Annotated in this window: 18 protein-coding genes; 10 read left to right on the top strand and 8 right to left on the bottom strand. The window is 44.9% G+C overall.

Features of this window, described 5'->3' with window-relative positions; all coding sequences use genetic code 11:
- Nucleotides 1-12: 12 nt before the first annotated feature.
- Entirely contained in the window at nt 13-1,437 is a 1,425-nt protein-coding gene (locus GWI56_RS00210; RefSeq protein WP_198571793.1) for a coniferyl aldehyde dehydrogenase, read from the bottom strand.
- A gap of 226 nt (nt 1,438-1,663) precedes the next feature.
- On the opposite strand from GWI56_RS00210, the gene GWI56_RS00205 reads away from it, so the two are divergent.
- From GWI56_RS00205 to GWI56_RS00195, 3 genes are all read left to right on the top strand, one after another.
- Nucleotides 1,664-2,047, top strand: a complete 384-nt coding sequence (locus GWI56_RS00205; protein ID WP_028761699.1) for an STAS/SEC14 domain-containing protein — start codon at nt 1,664-1,666, stop codon at nt 2,045-2,047.
- Between the two features lie 108 nt (nt 2,048-2,155).
- On the top strand, nt 2,156-2,587 hold the full coding sequence (locus GWI56_RS00200) for a universal stress protein (protein ID WP_198571792.1): 432 nt from the start codon (nt 2,156-2,158) through the stop codon (nt 2,585-2,587).
- A 171-nt stretch (nt 2,588-2,758) separates the two neighbouring features.
- Nucleotides 2,759-3,196 (top strand): universal stress protein, encoded by a 438-nt coding sequence (locus tag GWI56_RS00195; RefSeq protein WP_198571791.1) that lies wholly within the window; start codon nt 2,759-2,761, stop codon nt 3,194-3,196.
- Between the two features lie 15 nt (nt 3,197-3,211).
- On the opposite strand, the gene GWI56_RS00190 is transcribed toward GWI56_RS00195, so the two are convergent.
- Together GWI56_RS00190 and GWI56_RS00185 are read right to left on the bottom strand one after the other, a co-directional pair.
- Nucleotides 3,212-4,069, bottom strand: coding sequence for a transporter substrate-binding domain-containing protein (locus GWI56_RS00190; RefSeq protein ID WP_173243155.1), 858 nt, complete (start codon nt 4,067-4,069; stop codon nt 3,212-3,214).
- Nucleotides 4,070-4,220: 151 nt separating this feature from the next.
- A complete protein-coding gene (locus tag GWI56_RS00185) occupies nt 4,221-4,772 on the bottom strand; it encodes a DUF924 family protein (RefSeq protein ID WP_198571790.1) in 552 nt (183 codons plus the stop codon).
- Between the two features lie 207 nt (nt 4,773-4,979).
- Here GWI56_RS00185 and GWI56_RS00180 point away from each other — a divergent pair, with 207 nt between their 5' ends.
- The 5 genes from GWI56_RS00180 (at nt 4,980) to GWI56_RS00160 (ending at nt 9,811) form a co-directional block, all read left to right on the top strand.
- Nucleotides 4,980-5,306 carry a winged helix-turn-helix domain-containing protein gene (locus tag GWI56_RS00180; RefSeq protein WP_198571789.1) on the top strand — a complete coding sequence of 109 codons (327 nt, stop codon included), beginning with the start codon at nt 4,980-4,982 and terminating at the stop codon, nt 5,304-5,306.
- A gap of 25 nt (nt 5,307-5,331) precedes the next feature.
- Complete coding sequence (locus tag GWI56_RS00175) at nt 5,332-5,670, top strand: carbon starvation protein CstA (protein WP_198571788.1); 339 nt, start codon at nt 5,332-5,334, stop codon at nt 5,668-5,670.
- A gap of 241 nt (nt 5,671-5,911) precedes the next feature.
- Nucleotides 5,912-7,201 carry an NCS2 family permease gene (locus GWI56_RS00170; RefSeq protein WP_131523194.1) on the top strand — a complete coding sequence of 430 codons (1,290 nt, stop codon included), beginning with the start codon at nt 5,912-5,914 and terminating at the stop codon, nt 7,199-7,201.
- A gap of 201 nt (nt 7,202-7,402) precedes the next feature.
- Nucleotides 7,403-8,521, top strand: coding sequence for a glutamate 5-kinase (gene proB / locus GWI56_RS00165; RefSeq protein WP_105251651.1), 1,119 nt, complete (start codon nt 7,403-7,405; stop codon nt 8,519-8,521).
- A gap of 12 nt (nt 8,522-8,533) precedes the next feature.
- The gene (locus tag GWI56_RS00160; RefSeq protein WP_198571787.1) at nt 8,534-9,811 is read left to right on the top strand and encodes a glutamate-5-semialdehyde dehydrogenase; all 1,278 of its coding nucleotides are present in this window, start codon (nt 8,534-8,536) and stop codon (nt 9,809-9,811) included.
- 104 nt (nt 9,812-9,915) lie between these two features.
- On the opposite strand, the gene GWI56_RS00155 is transcribed toward GWI56_RS00160, so the two are convergent.
- The 3 genes from GWI56_RS00155 to GWI56_RS00145 form a co-directional block, all read right to left on the bottom strand.
- Nucleotides 9,916-10,224: a hypothetical protein gene (locus tag GWI56_RS00155; RefSeq protein ID WP_198571786.1), complete on the bottom strand. Its 309-nt coding sequence runs from the start codon at nt 10,222-10,224 to the stop codon at nt 9,916-9,918.
- 214 nt (nt 10,225-10,438) lie between these two features.
- On the bottom strand, nt 10,439-10,915 hold the full coding sequence (gene ybaK, locus GWI56_RS00150; protein WP_028759489.1) for a Cys-tRNA(Pro) deacylase: 477 nt from the start codon (nt 10,913-10,915) through the stop codon (nt 10,439-10,441).
- Nucleotides 10,916-11,034: 119 nt separating this feature from the next.
- Nucleotides 11,035-11,955 carry a DMT family transporter gene (locus GWI56_RS00145; protein WP_198571785.1) on the bottom strand — a complete coding sequence of 307 codons (921 nt, stop codon included), beginning with the start codon at nt 11,953-11,955 and terminating at the stop codon, nt 11,035-11,037.
- Between the two features lie 288 nt (nt 11,956-12,243).
- Between GWI56_RS00145 and dnaK the strand changes: the two genes are divergently transcribed.
- Together dnaK and dnaJ are read left to right on the top strand one after the other, a co-directional pair.
- Nucleotides 12,244-14,163 (top strand): molecular chaperone DnaK, encoded by a 1,920-nt coding sequence (gene dnaK / locus GWI56_RS00140; RefSeq protein WP_105251655.1) that lies wholly within the window; start codon nt 12,244-12,246, stop codon nt 14,161-14,163.
- A 110-nt stretch (nt 14,164-14,273) separates the two neighbouring features.
- Nucleotides 14,274-15,410 carry a molecular chaperone DnaJ gene (gene dnaJ, locus GWI56_RS00135; RefSeq protein ID WP_113941183.1) on the top strand — a complete coding sequence of 379 codons (1,137 nt, stop codon included), beginning with the start codon at nt 14,274-14,276 and terminating at the stop codon, nt 15,408-15,410.
- Nucleotides 15,411-15,797: 387 nt separating this feature from the next.
- Here dnaJ and GWI56_RS00130 read toward each other — a convergent pair whose 3' ends face one another.
- The gene (locus tag GWI56_RS00130) at nt 15,798-16,466 is read right to left on the bottom strand and encodes a hypothetical protein (protein ID WP_063884080.1); all 669 of its coding nucleotides are present in this window, start codon (nt 16,464-16,466) and stop codon (nt 15,798-15,800) included.
- Between the two features lie 80 nt (nt 16,467-16,546).
- Nucleotides 16,547-17,470, bottom strand: coding sequence for a RuvA C-terminal domain-containing protein (locus GWI56_RS00125; RefSeq protein WP_198571784.1), 924 nt, complete (start codon nt 17,468-17,470; stop codon nt 16,547-16,549).
- Nucleotides 17,471-17,538: the final 68 nt, after the last annotated feature.

The following is a 17,538-nucleotide window of genomic DNA, read 5'->3' as shown; positions in this document are numbered from 1 at the left end:
ATCCCCCAATGACTAGCGCAAAAATAGCTTCATTAAGATGCGCTGGATAAAAGTGCCGTAGGGCGGGTGAACAAATTTGCCTGTGTTGAATCGGCCACGGCTGAGTACCGTTTTAGCGTGGCTGAAGGTCAAAAAGCCTTCCTTGCCATGGTAATGCCCCATGCCCGACGGGCCTATTCCGCCAAAGGGCGCATCGTCGGCGGCGACATGAAACACGGTTTCATTGATACAAACACCGCCAGAATGGGTCTGCTGGAGGATCTTTTGCTGAGTTGGCTCATCGAAACTCATCATATAAAGCGCTAAGGGTCTGGCTCTGTGGTTGATGTACTGAATCGCTTCATCTAAGGTGTCGTAGCTAATAATCGGTAACAATGGGCCAAAAATCTCCTCTTGCATCAATAGCATGTCTTCACTGGTGTGAGTTATCAACTGAGTTGCGAGTTTACGATGTTGGCTATCTATGGCTTCGTCAGTTGCTGAAATAACACGGGCACCTTTTGCTTTGGCGTCTTCGAGCACTGTCATCAAGCGGTCAAACTGACGTGTATTAATGATGCTGCCATAGTCCTTATTGTGGTTAATGGTGCCGTACATGGCCTTAAACTTAGCTTGGTAGGCGGCGATAAAGTCATCCACCTTGGCTTTAGGGCAAAGCACATAATCAGGTGCGACGCAGATTTGTCCGGCATTCAAACACTTACCGTAAATCATTCGTTCTACTGCTATCTCAAGCGGCATATCGGGGGCGATAATCACAGGCGATTTCCCGCCTAATTCGAGTGTTACTGGGGTGAGATTATTCGCTGCGGCGCGCATCACATGGCGGCCGACTGTGGTCGAGCCTGTAAAGAGTAAATGATCGAATGGCAGGGCAGAAAATTGGGCAGCAATGTCCGCTTCACCTTCAACAACCGCCACGTGGGATTCATCGAAGACTTGTGCCAATAACCGTTTGATCACTTGGTTGGTCGCTGGGGTAAATTCAGACATTTTGAGCATGGCATGATTACCCGCGGCAATGGCAGTCACTAGCGGGCCAATTGACAGCATGATGGGGAAATTCCACGGCACGATAATGCCGATCACCCCCAAAGGTTGATAATGCACTGTGACTTTGGCGGGTGCGAGTAAGATGCCCGCATGGCGAGCGCTGGGCTTGAGCCATTTTTTGAGGTTTTTCAAGCTGTAATTGATGTTGTTGATGACAGGCATAATGTCTGAGATCAGGCTGTCATCAATCGATCTATGGCCGTAGTCTTGGCTTAGGGCTTCGACTAAGGGTGTTTGAAATTGCAGTATGGCCGCCTTAAGTCGAGTTAATTGCTCCACTCGCGTAGCGTAATTAGGATTCGGCGCCGCTAGATAACTGCTGCGTTGGCGTTGGAGCAACTGAGTCAGTGGCGAAGTATTAAGGTATTCGGTGGCCATATTCATAGTGGTTGCTCCAAGGGAAATGGTAGGCTGAGTCTTATTCGGTACTTTATTTAAGTAATCGTCTCGATTGAGTCTTTTATTAAATCAGTACCGACTGATTAGTCGGTTTATCCTAGCTTGCTTAGTGAGATGGTGCAAGGTATCTGGTGTATTTTTGAGCAAGATCACGGCTTGTTGTGGCGTTAGCTTTTACACTAAATCAAGGGTTGTTACATAAGGAGTATGTATGGCATTGTTAAAGCACGGAATTTCGATTGGTATTGAGCGTTATGGTGATGATGATTTTTTCGTTACCTTTAAAGCTATCGGTACCTTAACTCATCAAGACTACGAAATGATGGTGCCTGTGTTGGAGTCTGCATTAGCTGGGGTGAAAGATCCTGATATATTCGCCTTGGTAGATGTCACCGAGTTGGAAGGCTTGGAACTACAGGCTGCTTGGGACGATCTCAAACTTGGGGTGAAGCATATTCGTCATTTCGAGAAAATAGCCATCGTCGGTAAGACGACTTTGCAGGAAGTATTGGCTAAATTGGCAAACTGGTTTACGCCTGCTGAGGTAAGGTTTTTTGTTGATAATGGCGATGCTGTTGCTTGGCTGAGAGACTAAGGTTGTGAGATGAAGTTTGTGGTCTGCCAATGCGCTAAATCGGGCGTTATAGCAGCACAGTAAAGATTCACCCAGCAATCCATTCGCGCCATAGAAGGAGTACAAATTATGCGTACAGGTCAAATACTCTGGCCCACAGATTTTTCGGAAACTGCGGCCCATGCACTGAGTTATGCCATTGAAATGGCTAATCTATACCATGTAGGGCTAAAAATCTTACATGTGGTTGAACAGCCGAACGGTGATGAAAACTTTATGATTCTATCTATTACCCCTGAAGAGCTTGCTAAAAGCATGGAGGAAGCGGCGGCAACTAAAATGCGAGCACTATTGGATGGATTGAATACTGAGCTTCCTATTACTACCTTGATCCGCCGTGGCGATCCTGTCTATCAAATTTTAGAAGAGGCCAACAGTAAAGACATTGGCATGGTAGTAATTGCTAGCCATGGCCGAACTGGGATTTCGCATTTTTTACACACCAATGTCTCAGAAGCGGTGGCGAATGGTGCAGCTTGTCCTGTGCTTGTGGTTAAGTAACTGGCTTTGACTCTATAAATCCAAAGGGCGCTTATAGCGTCCTTTCTTTTTGATTGATAAAGAATAATTAATTGAAATGGGTACGCAAGAAGCATAGCAAACTGCTATAAAATAGTGGTATTTTGGCCTTAATAATTAGCTTAATTAAAAACTCAAATGATGGATAAGCTTATGCGTACTCAAGAAGTGTTATGCCCTACGGATTTTTCATCCACTGCGGCCCATGCGTTAAAATATGCGGTTGAAATGGCAAATGTTTATCAAGTCGATATTCGGTTGTTGCATGTGACTAGCCCTGCCCGTGGCGCCCATTGTTATGGTATTGCGGTCGATATTCCCGCTACATTGGAAAATGAACTTAAAGCTTTCGTTGATGCAAAAATGTACAGTTTGCAGCAGGAAATGCAGCAGAACCTTACCGAAGGGCTCAATATTAAGTTAGTCGTGCGCCATGGTGATGCTATTGATGAGATTTTAGCGGAAGCCGTCGATGTGGGCATGGTGGTTATCGCTAGTCATGGTAGCAGCGGTTTAGCTGACTTTTTAAAACCCCACGTTACACAGGATATTGTTAAGTATGCTAAGTGCCCTGTGTTGGTGGTGAAATAACACTATGGGATAAGTTTAGTAGGAATCATTTTTGATCATTTTAGGTTCTGTTAACTTAGTCGACGCCTCGGCTTCATTGTCAAATGACATCAGGCGTCGATACTTTTCCTGCAGAGCCACTAAGCTACCATCTTGGGTAATTTGTTTGAGTCCCGCATTAAAATCATCCCGAATTTGTTCACTGAGAAACGCGAACTTGTATTCTGTAGGTGGGAATATTTGGTGGCAAATCGCCTGTTGTTTTAAGTCTTTCTCAGTGAGTTTGCCCTCAAGATAGGCCTGCTTTAAGTAGTATTTGAAAATATTTTTATCCATCACAACGACATCGGCCCTGCGTTTCATCAGCATATAAACCTGCTGCACTTGCCTCGCTTGTTCTTGGTAGCCACTATTGGTCTTAACCATGTTGGCAAACTCTTCCCCCAGTAACGATGATGCACGTTGAAAGGCGACGACTTGTTTGTTGTTTAAATCGTTTATGCTATTGATGTTAAATTGATTACTCTCGAGGCTGATGGCGCAGTTTTGGTAGGTTATCGCAACGTTGGAATAAAAAACGTTGTTAATCATTCCTTCTTTGATGTTGATGATGCCATCGAGTTTACCCTCCCTGAGTTCATGGAAAGTGCGCGCCAGTGGTAAGTAGTGGATAGAAGCTGTATGGCCTTTAACGGCGAGGGCTTGGTTAAGTAATTCGAGTTCGATCCCGCTATTGGTTGCTTGGATGACATAGGGCGGGATAGACAGGCTGACGCCTATCTTAATTTCAGCCGCTTGGCCGAGCTGAGCGCCGCATAGGATGAGTAACCCCATTAATTTATAGCGGTTACGACGAGCCACTGAGCTATTTGGCTTATTGAGTTTATGCGCCATAAGTTACCAACACCTCCGCGGTATACACTTGCAACTGTGTTTGATACTCGCCAAGTCATTCCATGACTTTCTTGAGTAAGTGTAGTGTGTCTGTGAACTCAGCACGGCTTTATTTATCAAATACACATTAACGCTTTAACCTATGACAGGCTCAAAAGGATGAGCCCGGCTCAGTCAGAAAAGCAATTTCTTCCGCCGTAGACTCCCTACCTAAGATAATATTTCTATGTGGATAGCGGCCAAACCTGTCGATAATCGCTTTATGGCGCAGTTCAAACGTTAGGTTTGTTATCGCAGCTTCGCGATTAAACAGTTTTACTGCTACTTGGTGAATGGTTGCCGATTCGCTGTGCATATAGGGCATAAATAGAAAAGGGACTTGTTTGGATTTTAGTGCTGTATCTACCCGTTGGGCAACTGCCTCTTGGGCGAGCACTAGGGCTATCGCATCGGCTTCGAATGCGGCAGGCGTATCGCGGTAAATATTACGGGAGAATTGATCGAGCACTATGATTTCAGCCAATCGACCTTGAGGCGTGATTCGCCAATGTGAAAGTTCTCCCCGTTTAGCTTGAAGTAGTACACCTTCGAAGCGCTGTTTGATCTGGGTATCAAATTCAACATCTTTAATCCACCAGAGCTTTGGGTCAATATCTTCAAACCAAAATGTCAGTATTTGGTCTGCTGTGATTGTCTGGCTCATTTTAGCCTTTCTTCATAGGTGCTGAGTGATATTAGAAATAACAGTTGTTGGGGGAGGATGACAAGTCGTTTTGTTTGATTTAAGTGCAGATTTGTTATCTGATGATCTTGTCGCGAACCGTAAGTATTTAGTATTGGCTATTGCCTTATTGACTGAATATAAAGTAGTTTTGATGATAATTACTTTTGTTTCCAGACAGGTCATCCTATGTCACTTTCAATGCCAGCATCCCAACAGGTTTCAAAGCAAAATAAGGCGTTTCTGCGTAAGTTATATTTGGCGCATTTAATGGATGATGACCGCCATAATCTATTATCACTCAATAAGTTAACCGGAATGCCTCGCCGAACTTTACAGGATGCTATCGCAGCTTTTGAGGATATAGGTATTCGAGTCGAGTTTATGCAGGAAGGCAGCCGTAACAATTCAGGTTATTACCGCATAGTCACCTGGGGGCCGATTAGCAGCGCTTGGGTCGATACCCATCTAAGCGAAATCGCTGAGCTGATAGGATTTTACGATAAGTCAATTTAAACGCTGTTTGTTACCAAGGACGAATTTGAGAACTCTTCAACTGTTAGGTTTTATTCTTGCCATCGCAGGCGTCATTTTGGGATATATAACGCTAGCATCTATTGACGGTCAAACATCTGAAGCTTCTGCTGGGGCTGCGGGTTTAGGCATGATTTTTATGGTATTACCAACCTTTGGCTGTTCTGCGTTAATGTTGGTACCTTCTTCTTTAACATTATGCAAATCAGAAGTCAGGCTACGTACCTATTTTAAAGGGAGTTTTTGGTTGAGTCTGTGGAAATTGAATTTAGTTATTTCTGCTGTATATATTCTTGTTACTCTTTATGTAGGCTGTTTATGGCTACAAATCAGCATTGGTCGCTAACGAGAGAATCATCTTGTTCATAATATGTTCATTTTTTAGGCTTAACCTTCAACGCGAATCTCACCCGAGGATATTGCATTCGTTTGCATAGATATTTGAGCATTTTCTCTTCGTTACTCCTTTGCCAATTTTCTGGCCTGACCAGCCTAAACTCCCTATAATCGGCTGCAAATGTCATCACGTTACATAGTGTTCACATCTAAATACCCTACATACTTAAAATAAAAAGGAACCTTGTTCCATGTTAGAAAAACTGTTCAAACTGAAACAAAATCAAACGAGCCTCAAGCAGGAAGCGGTCGCAGGTTTGACAACATTTATGACGATGGCCTACATCATTTTTGTGAACCCAATGATGTTAGCCGATGCGGGCATGGACCATGGAGCTGTATTTGTGGCGACCTGTTTGGCGGCGGCTGTCGGCTGTTTGGTTATGGGGTTGATGGCGAATTATCCCATTGCGCTTGCTCCAGGTATGGGACTTAATGCCTTTTTTACCTACACAGTCGTGGGTGAAATGGGTTACAGCTGGGAGACTGCGTTAGGCGCGGTATTCCTGTCGGGAATTTGCTTTTTAATCTTGTCCTTAGTGCGTATTCGAGAATGGATTGTAAATAGTATTCCCATGTCGTTACGTATCGGTATTGCTGCAGGTATTGGTTTGTTCCTTGCTCTGATTGGCCTTAAGAGTGCCGGTATTGTGGTGGCAAGTCCTGCTACGCTAGTGACTCTGGGCGATATCACGGCATTTCCGGCGGTTATGGCTGTGCTGGGCTTTTTCCTCATTATTGCTATGGTGCAGCGGGGAATGAAGTCGGCGGTGATTGCCAGCATTCTGATTATCACTGGCCTAGGATTAGTGTTTGGTGATGTGCAGTATCAGGGCATTGTATCAATGCCCCCTTCAATCGCACCTACATTTATGAAGATGGATTTATCTCAAGTATTTGAAGTAACTATGCTATCAGTCGTTTTTGCCTTCTTATTTGTGGATCTCTTCGATACCTCTGGCACCTTAGTGGCGGTTGCACAGCGCGGTGGTTTTCTCGATGATAAAGGCCGTTTACCACGTCTGAATCGTGCCTTGACCGCTGACAGTTTAGCAACGATTGCGGGGGCGGCTTTTGGCACTTCCACCACGACAAGTTATATCGAAAGCACCGCGGGTGTGAGCGCAGGTGGTCGTACTGGTTTAACGGCCGTTGTGGTGGGATTACTCTTCATTGCTGCGTTATTTTTATCGCCATTGGCGGGGATGATCCCGGCTTATGCGACTGCGGGTACACTGTTTTATGTAGCGATTTTGATGATGTCGGGACTGGTGCATGTTGAATGGGAAGATTTGACTGAAGCCGCGCCTGTGGTGGTTGTGTGTATATTAATGCCGCTAACGTTTTCTATTGCGACGGGCATTGCCTTTGGGATCATCTCATATGCAGCAATCAAATTACTCACAGGTCGCTTTAGCGATCTTAATGTGGGCATTTTAGTATTAGCCGCATTGTTTGTAGCTAAGTTTGTCTATGGTTGATGCTGTCGATTAATTCACCTGCACAGTAAAAACTCGCAACGTAGATTGTTTACATTTTTGAGGGCCATCTAATCGATGGCCCTTTTTAATGCGCGATTCTAAGCAAAAACGAAAATTTATCTCGAGTTAATAACTCCTTGCTACCAATTACTCAGCGGATTAGGTATAAGGATTGTTCGGTTATTTTGTTACAAATGAATAATGAACTTAAGTGAGATTGCGTATCGCCGCGTGGTAGTGAAGTTAGGGACGAGTGTGCTGACCTCTGGCAGTAAACAGCTAGATAAAGCCCACATGGTTGAGCTTGCTCGTCAAATGGCCGCACTGATGAAGTCAGGGGTCGAAGTCGTATTATGCACCTCAGGGGCAATTGCCGCTGGGCGTGAACATCTCCAATACCCGACGCTGCCCGACACTATGGCCAATAAGCAATTGTTAGCCGCTGTCGGGCAAAGTCAGTTGATCCTCGCTTGGGCACAACTCTTTAGTATTTATGGGCTGCATGTGGGCCAATTGCTGCTGACCCGTGCCGACTTGCAGGATAGGGAGCGTTACCTTAACGCCCGCGACACGCTCAATGCCTTGTTGGCGAATAATATTGTGCCGATCATCAATGAAAACGATGCCGTTGCCACCAATGAGATCAAAGTGGGCGATAACGACAATTTATCGGCGCGCGCAGCACTCTTATGCGATGCTGACTTATTGATTTTACTGACGGATCAAAAGGGCTTATTCGATGCTGATCCGCGCACTAACCCGAACGCTAAGTTGATTTCACAGGTGGTGAAGATTGACGATAGTCTGCGTATGCTGGCGGGCGGTTCTGTATCGGGTTTAGGCACAGGTGGTATGTCGACTAAATTGGAAGCGGCGGATATTGCTCGCCGTGCTGGCATCGAAGTGGTTATCGCCTCTGGTCATCACCCTGATGTGATCAAAAAAGTGGTCGCCAAAGAGTCCGTCGGTACTCACTTTAGTGCCATCGAAAACCCGCTTGAAAGCCGCAAACAGTGGATTCTAGCAGGACCTGCGACTCAAGGTTCTTTAGTGCTTGATGCGGGCGCGGTCAAAGCCGTGACTGACAAGGGCCGCAGTCTATTGTCTAAAGGTATCGTAGGTGTTAAAGGTCAGTTTGAACGTGGTGCAACGCTACAATTAGTTGATCAACAGGGTAAAGTGATTGCTAAAGGGATGACACGATACTGTGGCCAAGCCCTGAGTTTGATTGCGGGTAAGCATTCCGACGAGATCGAGTCTGTACTCGGTTACGATTATGGTGACGCAATAGTGCACCGCAACGACATGGTTGTCTTATAAGCGAGGTCTGTTTTGAGTCAAATGAATCAAGATCAGTATTTACAGCAACTTGGCCAAAATGCCAAACAGGCCAGTTATGCTTTAGCCAACTTAACGGCGAGCCAAAAGGTTGACTTACTCGAAGCTATTGCCGATGCGCTGACGGCAAACTCCGCCGCCATTTTAGCGGCTAATGCTAAAGACGTTGCCGCCGCTAAGAACGATGGATTAACTGAGGCGATGATCGACAGACTGTTGCTCGATGATGCGCGTTTAGCGGGCATTATCGGTGATATCAGCGATGTGATCCGCCTTGCCGATCCCGTGGGCGAAGAGTTTGGCAGCAAGTTATTAGATAACGGTTTAAGGCTGACTCGTCGCCGCGTACCGCTGGGCGTGATTGGGGTTATCTACGAGGCGCGCCCGAATGTGACTGTCGATATCGCGGTACTTGCCCTTAAAACGGGTAATGCGGTGATCCTCCGTGGCGGAAAAGAAACCCTTGAATCGAATAAGCTTATCAGCGAAGTGATCCGCGGCGCGATTGTCGCCCAAGGTTTGCCCATAGATGTGGTGCAATTTATTGATTCTTCAGACAGAGCCCTAGTGACAGGTTTACTTAAGCTCGATCAATATGTCGACATGATAGTGCCGCGTGGCGGTCAAGCATTGCAGCGCTTATGTGCCGAGCAAGCGACGATTCCAGTGATTTTAGGCGGCATTGGTATTTGCCACTTGTATGTCGATAAAAATGCCGACCTACAACGTGCCCTTGCTGTCATTGCTAATGCCAAAGTGCAGCGTCCAACTGTGTGCAATGCCCTTGATACCTTGCTGGTGGATGAGCGCGTGGCGAGCACCTTTGTACCGCAAATTGCCGAATATCTGCATCGTCTAGGCGTGCGCTTTTCAGTTTGTGACACAAGTTTTAGTCTGCTGGATGGTTTAGGGTTCGATGTGACGCTTGCTAAGTCTGAGGATTTTGGCATTGAATGGCTGTCATTAACTTTAGGCATTAAAGTTGTGAGCGATATCGATGCCGCCGTTAGCCATATTCGCCAGTATTCTAGCGGCCATTCGGAGGCCATTTTGACCGATGATATTCATGCAGCGGCACACTTTATGAATGAAGTGAACTCAGCAGCCGTGTATGTGAATGCCAGTACTCGTTTTACCGATGGCGGTCAGTTTGGTCTTGGCGCTGAAGTGGCGGTGAGCACGCAAAAACTGCACGCCCGCGGTCCAATGGGGCTTGAGGCATTAACCACATATAAGTGGTTAGCTTGGGGTGATTACACTAGTCGTGTTTAGCGGTAAATACCGATAAACCCAAAGCCGTTAACTTACTGCGTTGACGGTTTTTTTGTTTGCGGTATCTAACTGAATAGCGACATCAATGTATTTGGCTAACGAGTTTAGCTGCTTATGGTGAGCGGGGTATAAGTAGCAAGTAACCAGATACAGAAAAATATCGTCGACATAACGACAGTGAATTTACGAAAGGCCTTGATGTATTCCAAGGTATAAATAAAGTACTTTTCTTGTACTCTGCGAGTGAGTAAAACCGAAGGCAGCATAAAACTGCAATAGAGCATGACTACCATAGTGGTAAAACTGTTTCCCCAGAAATGCTCATAAATAAATAAGGCGATGCAGAGTAGCATGGCGCACCAACTGATAGGGCTGATGCTATTTTCTGGATCCCATTGGGTTGATTTTTCCATCTGACTATCCTTAGTCGATTTGTACCTCAGTACAATTTATAGACGGATATCTCGGCTTTATCAAACGCTTTCCACCGTTAGACTCAGTACGCTGGCAGTTTGTTGCCGTTTGAGCCTTGTTTACCATTTATCCAACATGAGCGCGTACAACTTAAAGTGGAGTGAATTGCTTACTTAACGTCGAATGACTTGTGCTTAATGTGGCCTGGATAGCTTAAAGTGTCTTGATATCGGCAAATTCGCCTTTGCAAAGCAGGGCTAAGTCTGTGGCCGCTAAGCTTATCTCTAAACCGCGTCTGCCCGCGCTGACATAAATCCTGTCGAAGCCTTGAGCGCTTGCATCAATCAAGGTTGGTAATTGTTTTTTTTGCGCTAAGGGACTAATTCCGCCAACCAGATAGCCTGAGGATTTTTGTGCTAGGTCGGCATCGGCCATTTGTAGTTTCTTTTGTCTTAAGCATTTAGCTACGGCTTTTAGATTAAGCTGATGATCGACGGGCACGAGCGCAACGGCAATCGGCGCATGGGCTTTGTCGATGGCAACTAAAAGGGTTTTAAATACTTGCGCGGGTTCAAGCCCTAAGGTGTTAGCGGCTTCTTCGCCGTAGGCGGCGCAGTGTGGATCGTGGCTGTACTCTAAGATATCAAACGCGATCTTGGCTTTTTTCGCCAATCGGACGGCCGGGGTCATTTTATACTCCTTCACAAAATGGGAGATATTAGCGCTTAATCTTGGCTTAAAATGTTAGCCAGCTCTTTTAATTGGCTCATTGCCGTGAGCTAACATTATTTAAGGCTGCTATCCAACGATTATTCCGCTAGCTTTGTGCTTATCTTGTTTTTACGCTCTAAATAACGGGGCAGAAGTTGCTGTAACATCATCCCCGATAAAATAAAGGCTAGGCCGAGATAGGTTGCCATCGCAATCGTTTCCTGCAAAATCCACGCAATAAAACCAATCGACATCACAGGGGATAAAAACACCATAGTGCTGATGTTCGCGGTGCGAGTGGCGGTTTTCAGCGCCATTAACCAGAGCACAAAGGTAATGCCCATCTCAAACAAGCCCACATACATACCTGCAAATATCGCCTTAATACTAAAACTGGGCAGGGTATCTGTCAGCACTAAGGTGACGGCAATAAAAGGTAAGCCGATAAGAAAACTCAATAATAAACTTACCACAGGATCGCCTTGATCTTTAGTGTTGACGATCCAATATAGGCACCAGAGTAAGGTGCTGGTCAGCGCCAATCCGATACCGAGCGGGCTATCAAAACTAAAGCCGCTGATATCGCCGCCGGTAGCAATGATAAACACGCCTGTATAGGCAATCAGCGCGGCAGCAATGTCGCTCTTACGTAAATGTTGCTTTAACAAAGGCGCGGCCAGTAACGGCAGTAATACCGCCCAAGTGTAATTAAGTGACAACGCTTGCTGCGCTGGCAGTAAGGAATACGCTTTAAATAGCACGACATAGTAGAGGAAGGGATTGATGAGTCCAGTCACCAGATAAAACATGGGGCGGCGTAAAAACTGTTGCTTGAGTAAGGAAAGCTTTTTTTGCCAAGCTAGGATACCGCCAAGGGCAACAATCGACGTGAGCACGGCAACAAACACCAGTTGCAGCGGTGTGTAGTAACTTAAGGCAATCTTAAAGGCAGTGGCCACTGTCGACCAGAGAAAGACCGCCGCCATGCCATACACGTACGCTAAATTCGAAGACTTCACTCTGCTACCTTACGAGGATAAACATCCGCCAAATGTGGGCAGATTGAATAACAGCTTTGGTTGATAAGCAAGACTATTTTATGTGATTGGATATTTTATCCCGCTGTAGATGCGAGAAAGATAAATCAGAAAATTTTTTTGTTCGCCCTTGTAATTAAATTCCCTGTCCCAATATAGGTATCAAGGCAGAGAAGGTGGCCAACGATGGACTTGATATTTAAACCGTCTAGCCCCATATCAAAACCAACTAAACAAATTTAGATTGAATGAAATTTTTCGGAGGACCTCATGGGTAAAATTATTGGTATCGACTTAGGCACAACAAACTCTTGTGTAGCTGTCCTCGATGGTGGCAAAGCACGTGTGTTAGAAAACGCTGAAGGCGATCGCACAACCCCGTCAATCATCGCTTATACAGATGATGAAACCATTGTCGGTTCGCCAGCAAAACGTCAAGCTGTGACTAACCCGACTAACACATTCTTCGCGATTAAGCGTTTGATTGGTCGTCGCTTTAAAGATGACGAAGTCCAACGTGACGTGAACATCATGCCATTTAAAATCATTGCAGCCGACAACGGTGATGCATGGGTTGAATCGCGTGGCAACAAGATGGCTCCACCACAAGTTTCTGCAGAAATCTTGAAAAAGATGAAGAAAACCGCAGAAGACTTTTTAGGTGAAGAAGTAACAGAAGCGGTTATTACTGTTCCTGCTTACTTTAACGATTCACAACGTCAAGCGACTAAAGATGCGGGTCGTATCGCAGGTCTTGATGTTAAACGTATTATCAACGAACCAACGGCTGCAGCATTAGCCTACGGTATCGATAAGAAACAAGGCGACAACATTGTTGCAGTATACGATTTAGGTGGTGGTACATTCGATATCTCTATCATCGAAATCGACAGCAACGATGGCGACCAAACATTTGAAGTGTTGGCAACCAACGGTGACACCCACTTAGGTGGTGAAGACTTTGACAACCGTTTGATCAACTACTTAGCTGACGAATTCAAGAAAGAGCAAGGCTTAGATCTGCGTAAAGATCCATTAGCAATGCAACGTCTGAAAGAAGCAGCAGAAAAAGCGAAAATTGAACTTTCAAGCACCAACCACACTGAAGTGAACCTGCCATACATCACGGCAGACGCAACAGGTCCTAAGCATTTAGTGATTAAAATCACTCGTGCTAAATTGGAATCACTGGTTGAAGACTTGATTATCCGTACATTAGAGCCACTAAAAGTTGCCCTGGCTGATGCAGATTTATCTGTAACAGACATCAACGAAGTGATTCTAGTGGGTGGTCAAACACGTATGCCTAAGGTTCAAGAAGCAGTGACAAACTTCTTCGGCAAAGAACCTCGTAAAGACGTGAACCCAGACGAAGCGGTAGCCGTAGGTGCTGCAATTCAAGCGGGCGTACTGTCAGGCGACGTGAAAGACGTATTACTGTTAGACGTAACACCACTGTCTCTGGGTATCGAAACCATGGGCAGCGTGATGACTAAGTTGATTGAAAAGAACACTACTATTCCTACTAAGGCGCAGCAAGTGTTCTCAACAGCCGATGATAATCAAAACGCAGTGACGATTCACGTACTGCAAGGTGAGCGTAAGCAAGCGAGCGCGAACAAGTCATTAGGCCAGTTCAACTTAGACGGTATTGAGCCAGCTCCACGTGGCCAGCCACAAATTGAAGTGATGTTCGACATCGATGCCGACGGTATTCTGCATGTGTCTGCGACAGACAAGAAAACCGGCAAGAAACAAAACATCACCATCAAAGCCTCTTCTGGCTTAAGCGAAGAAGAAGTGGCACAAATGGTACGTGATGCCGAAGCTCACGCAGATGAAGACAAGAAGTTTGAAGAGTTAGTGCAAGCACGCAACCAAGCTGACGGCTTAGTCCACGCGACTAAGAAACAAGTGGAAGAAGCGGGTGATGCATTGCCAAGCGAAGATAAAGAGAAAATCCAAGCTGCTATGGCCGCTGTTGACACTGCCAGCAAAGGCAATGACAAAGAAGCCATTGAAAAGGCAACTCAAAACTTGATCGAAGCATCTGCTAAGCTGATGGAAATCGCTCAAGCTAAGTCTCAAGCTCAAGGCGGCGACAATGCCGACGCGGGCAAACAGGCTAACGCTGCTGCCGATGACGTTGTCGATGCTGAATTCGAAGAAGTGAAAGACGACAAGAAATAATGACTTGTTTTCAATCAAATAGATTGATTTCAAAGCGTTAATTTCTAGGCGGGCGTTACGGGGCAACCCTAACGCCCGTTTGTTCAACACCAGCTGAGAAGCATGAGATTATGTCAAAGCGAGATTATTACGAAGTATTAGGTGTCAGTCGTGACACCAGCGAACGTGAAATTAAAAAGGCCTACAAACGTCTGGCCATGAAATTTCACCCAGATCGCAACCCAGGCGACAAAACCGCAGAAGCTAACTTTAAAGAAATTAAAGAAGCCTACGAGATCCTAACCGACGCCGACAAAAAAGCGGCCTATGACCAATTTGGTCATGCGGGTGTGGATCCTAATCGCGGTGGCGGTGGTTACGGTGGTGGTCAAGGCGATTTCGGTGATATTTTCGGTGATGTCTTTGGCGATATTTTCGGCGGTGGACGTCGTGGTGGTGGTCAACGCCAAGCGGCCCGCGGCTCAGATTTACGTTACAACCTAGAGTTATCACTGGAAGAAGCCGTTAAAGGCTTAACCAAAGAACTGCGTATTCCAACGCTGGCGACTTGCGATCTATGTGAAGGCAGCGGCGCTAAAAAAGGCACCTCTGCAACCACTTGTGGCACCTGTCATGGTCAAGGCCAAGTCCAAATGCGCCAAGGTTTCTTTGCGGTGCAACAGCCTTGTCCAACCTGTCATGGCCGCGGCAAGATCATCAAAGATCCTTGCACTAAGTGTCATGGCGATGGCCGTGTTGAAAAGAGCAAAACCTTATCGGTTAAGATCCCAGCCGGCGTTGATACGGGCGACCGTATTCGTTTAGCGGGTGAAGGCGAAGCGGGTGAGTTTGGCGCGCCTCCAGGGGATTTATACGTTCAGGTCAGCGTGCGTGAGCATGCGATTTTCGTCCGTGATGGCAACAACCTTTACTGCGAAGTGCCGATATCCTTCAGTAAAGCGGCCCTAGGCGGTGAGATTGAAGTGCCAACACTGGATGGTAAAGTCAGCCTGAAGATCCCTGCCGAAACGCAAACGGGCCGTATGTTCCGTTTACGTGGCAAAGGCGTCAAGTCGGTTCGCAGCCATGCGGTAGGCGACTTGCTCTGCAAAGTGGTTATGGAAACACCAGTTAACTTAAACGATCGTCAAAAAGAACTGTTACGCGAATTTGAAGCCACCTTAACTGGTGAGTCGAAAAAACACAGCCCAAAGGCTGAGGGCTTTTTCGATGGCGTGAAAAAGTTCTTTCAAGATCTGAATAGCTAACTTGGTTTCGCTGCTAATGATATTAGTAGCGCGCTAGATGAATAAAGCCCTGCAATGGTTAACCTTGCAGGGCTTTTTTATATTCGAATTTTGAATTTTTAAAATCTAAATCAAAGTCGTGGGGCTTCACCCCACACCCGACCAAGGAGGACTGCTCGTCCTATCCTCCTTGGATGCTCCATGACGCCCCTAACGGAGTTGAAAGCTCCTTGTGCTCATTGCCAAATTTGCTATCGCTTCCGAAGGATGCGTCCCTGCACCTGCGAAAGCTAGCTTGCCATCCATGGCAAGACTCACGCAATTTGCCTATTCGCCCTGCGGCAACTCCGAGGGGATGGTGTATTCCTTAGATTCTGGTGTTATTGGTAAATCATTAAGGCATAAAAGTTATAGATTTTTAATTTTTTCGGTATTGCTCCCTATTCGTTGTTGATACTCTGTATCAGCATCCACTTTATCTTGTTCTGCTTGCTGTAAACGTTTAACTGCACTCTTACTGCCATAATACGAGCGGTCTTTATATTGTTTTTTTGCGATAGTCCTAGCATCTTTGTCTTGTTGCAAATCGCAAGAAAAGTGACTCTCATCAAGCCAATATAAAGCTTGCCTCTTACCGTTATATTCACTTTGCTCTGAGTGTATAAACCAGTACTGGTAACACTCTCCTGTTAGTTTTTGTAGATAGCCTCTAAAGCCACCACCAAGCAAATTACAAAGATGATCTCTAGCATGCTTGTTGCCATCAGATAGAATTAAAAGTAATTCATAAACCGGACTTCCGGTATTTGGTAGTGCGGCTTCAGGAGCGGTAAATAGTAAATTATTCATACTATTACCGAGAGGGAGTGAGCAGAGTAACATGCTGTTTGATTCGTTTTGTTGTTTTAGGAACTCAGATTCAAATTCACGATCTGCACAGGTATCCGTGTGCTGCTTAATTGAATTTTGAGAGTAAAGCTGCCTACTTTTTCTTCCTATCTTGAGAGTGGACTCAGATCTGGTTATTGAGGTCGGATGCATTGTTTTGCGTGTTATTGGGTGTTTTTTATTAGCCATGTCAGTTCCTCTTTGGTTCACTGACCTCTTATTATTCACATATAGCTTTTTTGTTCAAAAACAAATAAACGGCTTATTTGTTATTCTAATAAAGAAATAATGGCTTTTTTTATGATTTCTTCTGCAGTGAGCCTTTGGTTAGATTGCTTTAAAACGACCTCCTTAGCTTTTGAGCTGGGGTATCCAAGTGAGATTAGGGCATGAATGGCATCATTTTGAGTTTCTTTAAAATCGATTATCGATTTTGACTCATTTAAGTATTGCTTCTTCCACCTATAATAAGAGGTAATAAAGCTTTCTATATTAGCTTCAGTAAAATCAACTATCGGGCAGTCAGTTTCATTTTGTTCACATTTTCGTAGATAATCCAGAGCAAAATCCTGAAGATTAAATGAGGTACTAGATTTTATTGCGAACTGTTTATTGTGCTCTACTTGATAGTGAAACTCTTTAAAGTTTGAGCTACGGGCTTTTCTCATCGAATAATTACCCGCTCTTTTAACATGTCGCCCAAAAAACACCTCCTCTAACGATAATTTTCCCTCAGCTATCAAGTATAAGCTAAAGCATTTTGCTAGCATCATCATTACTTCTGGAGGAGGGTAGTTGCCATAGCTAATATCTTGAAGAAATATTTCTAAAGGATTGTATTGTCTAAAGTGTTTTTTATATGGAATTCTCCATTCTTCACGTTCTGCTATTTTATTGTATTGTTTTTCAAGAGTTTCAATTTCATTTAGCCCGATGGTTCTATCACTAGTATCAAAATCTTTCCCTCTATATTCTGGAGTAACTGCTGATAAATTAGCTAGTTTTTCGGAAAGTAACTCTGTAGTTGGCTCTTGAATTCTTTCATACATATTATTTAACCAATCAAATGTATTGAATAAATTAGGCTTAACTTCTGAATCATTTATCAATTGGAGTATTGTCGATTCTTCAATTAAATTTTCACTTTCAGCCCAATCTAAGTCTTCATAACGTGAATTATCTATATCATTCATTATTTAACCTATATGCTTTTGATTGTATAAAATCAACCTACTTAATGGTATGGCTAAGATAGAACGCC

It is taken from the genome of Shewanella sp. DW31 (assembly GCF_015767295.1).
In the GTDB taxonomy this organism is placed as follows: Bacteria; Pseudomonadota; Gammaproteobacteria; order Enterobacterales; family Shewanellaceae; genus Shewanella; species Shewanella oncorhynchi.
This window is presented reverse-complemented; position numbering and strand designations above follow the sequence as displayed.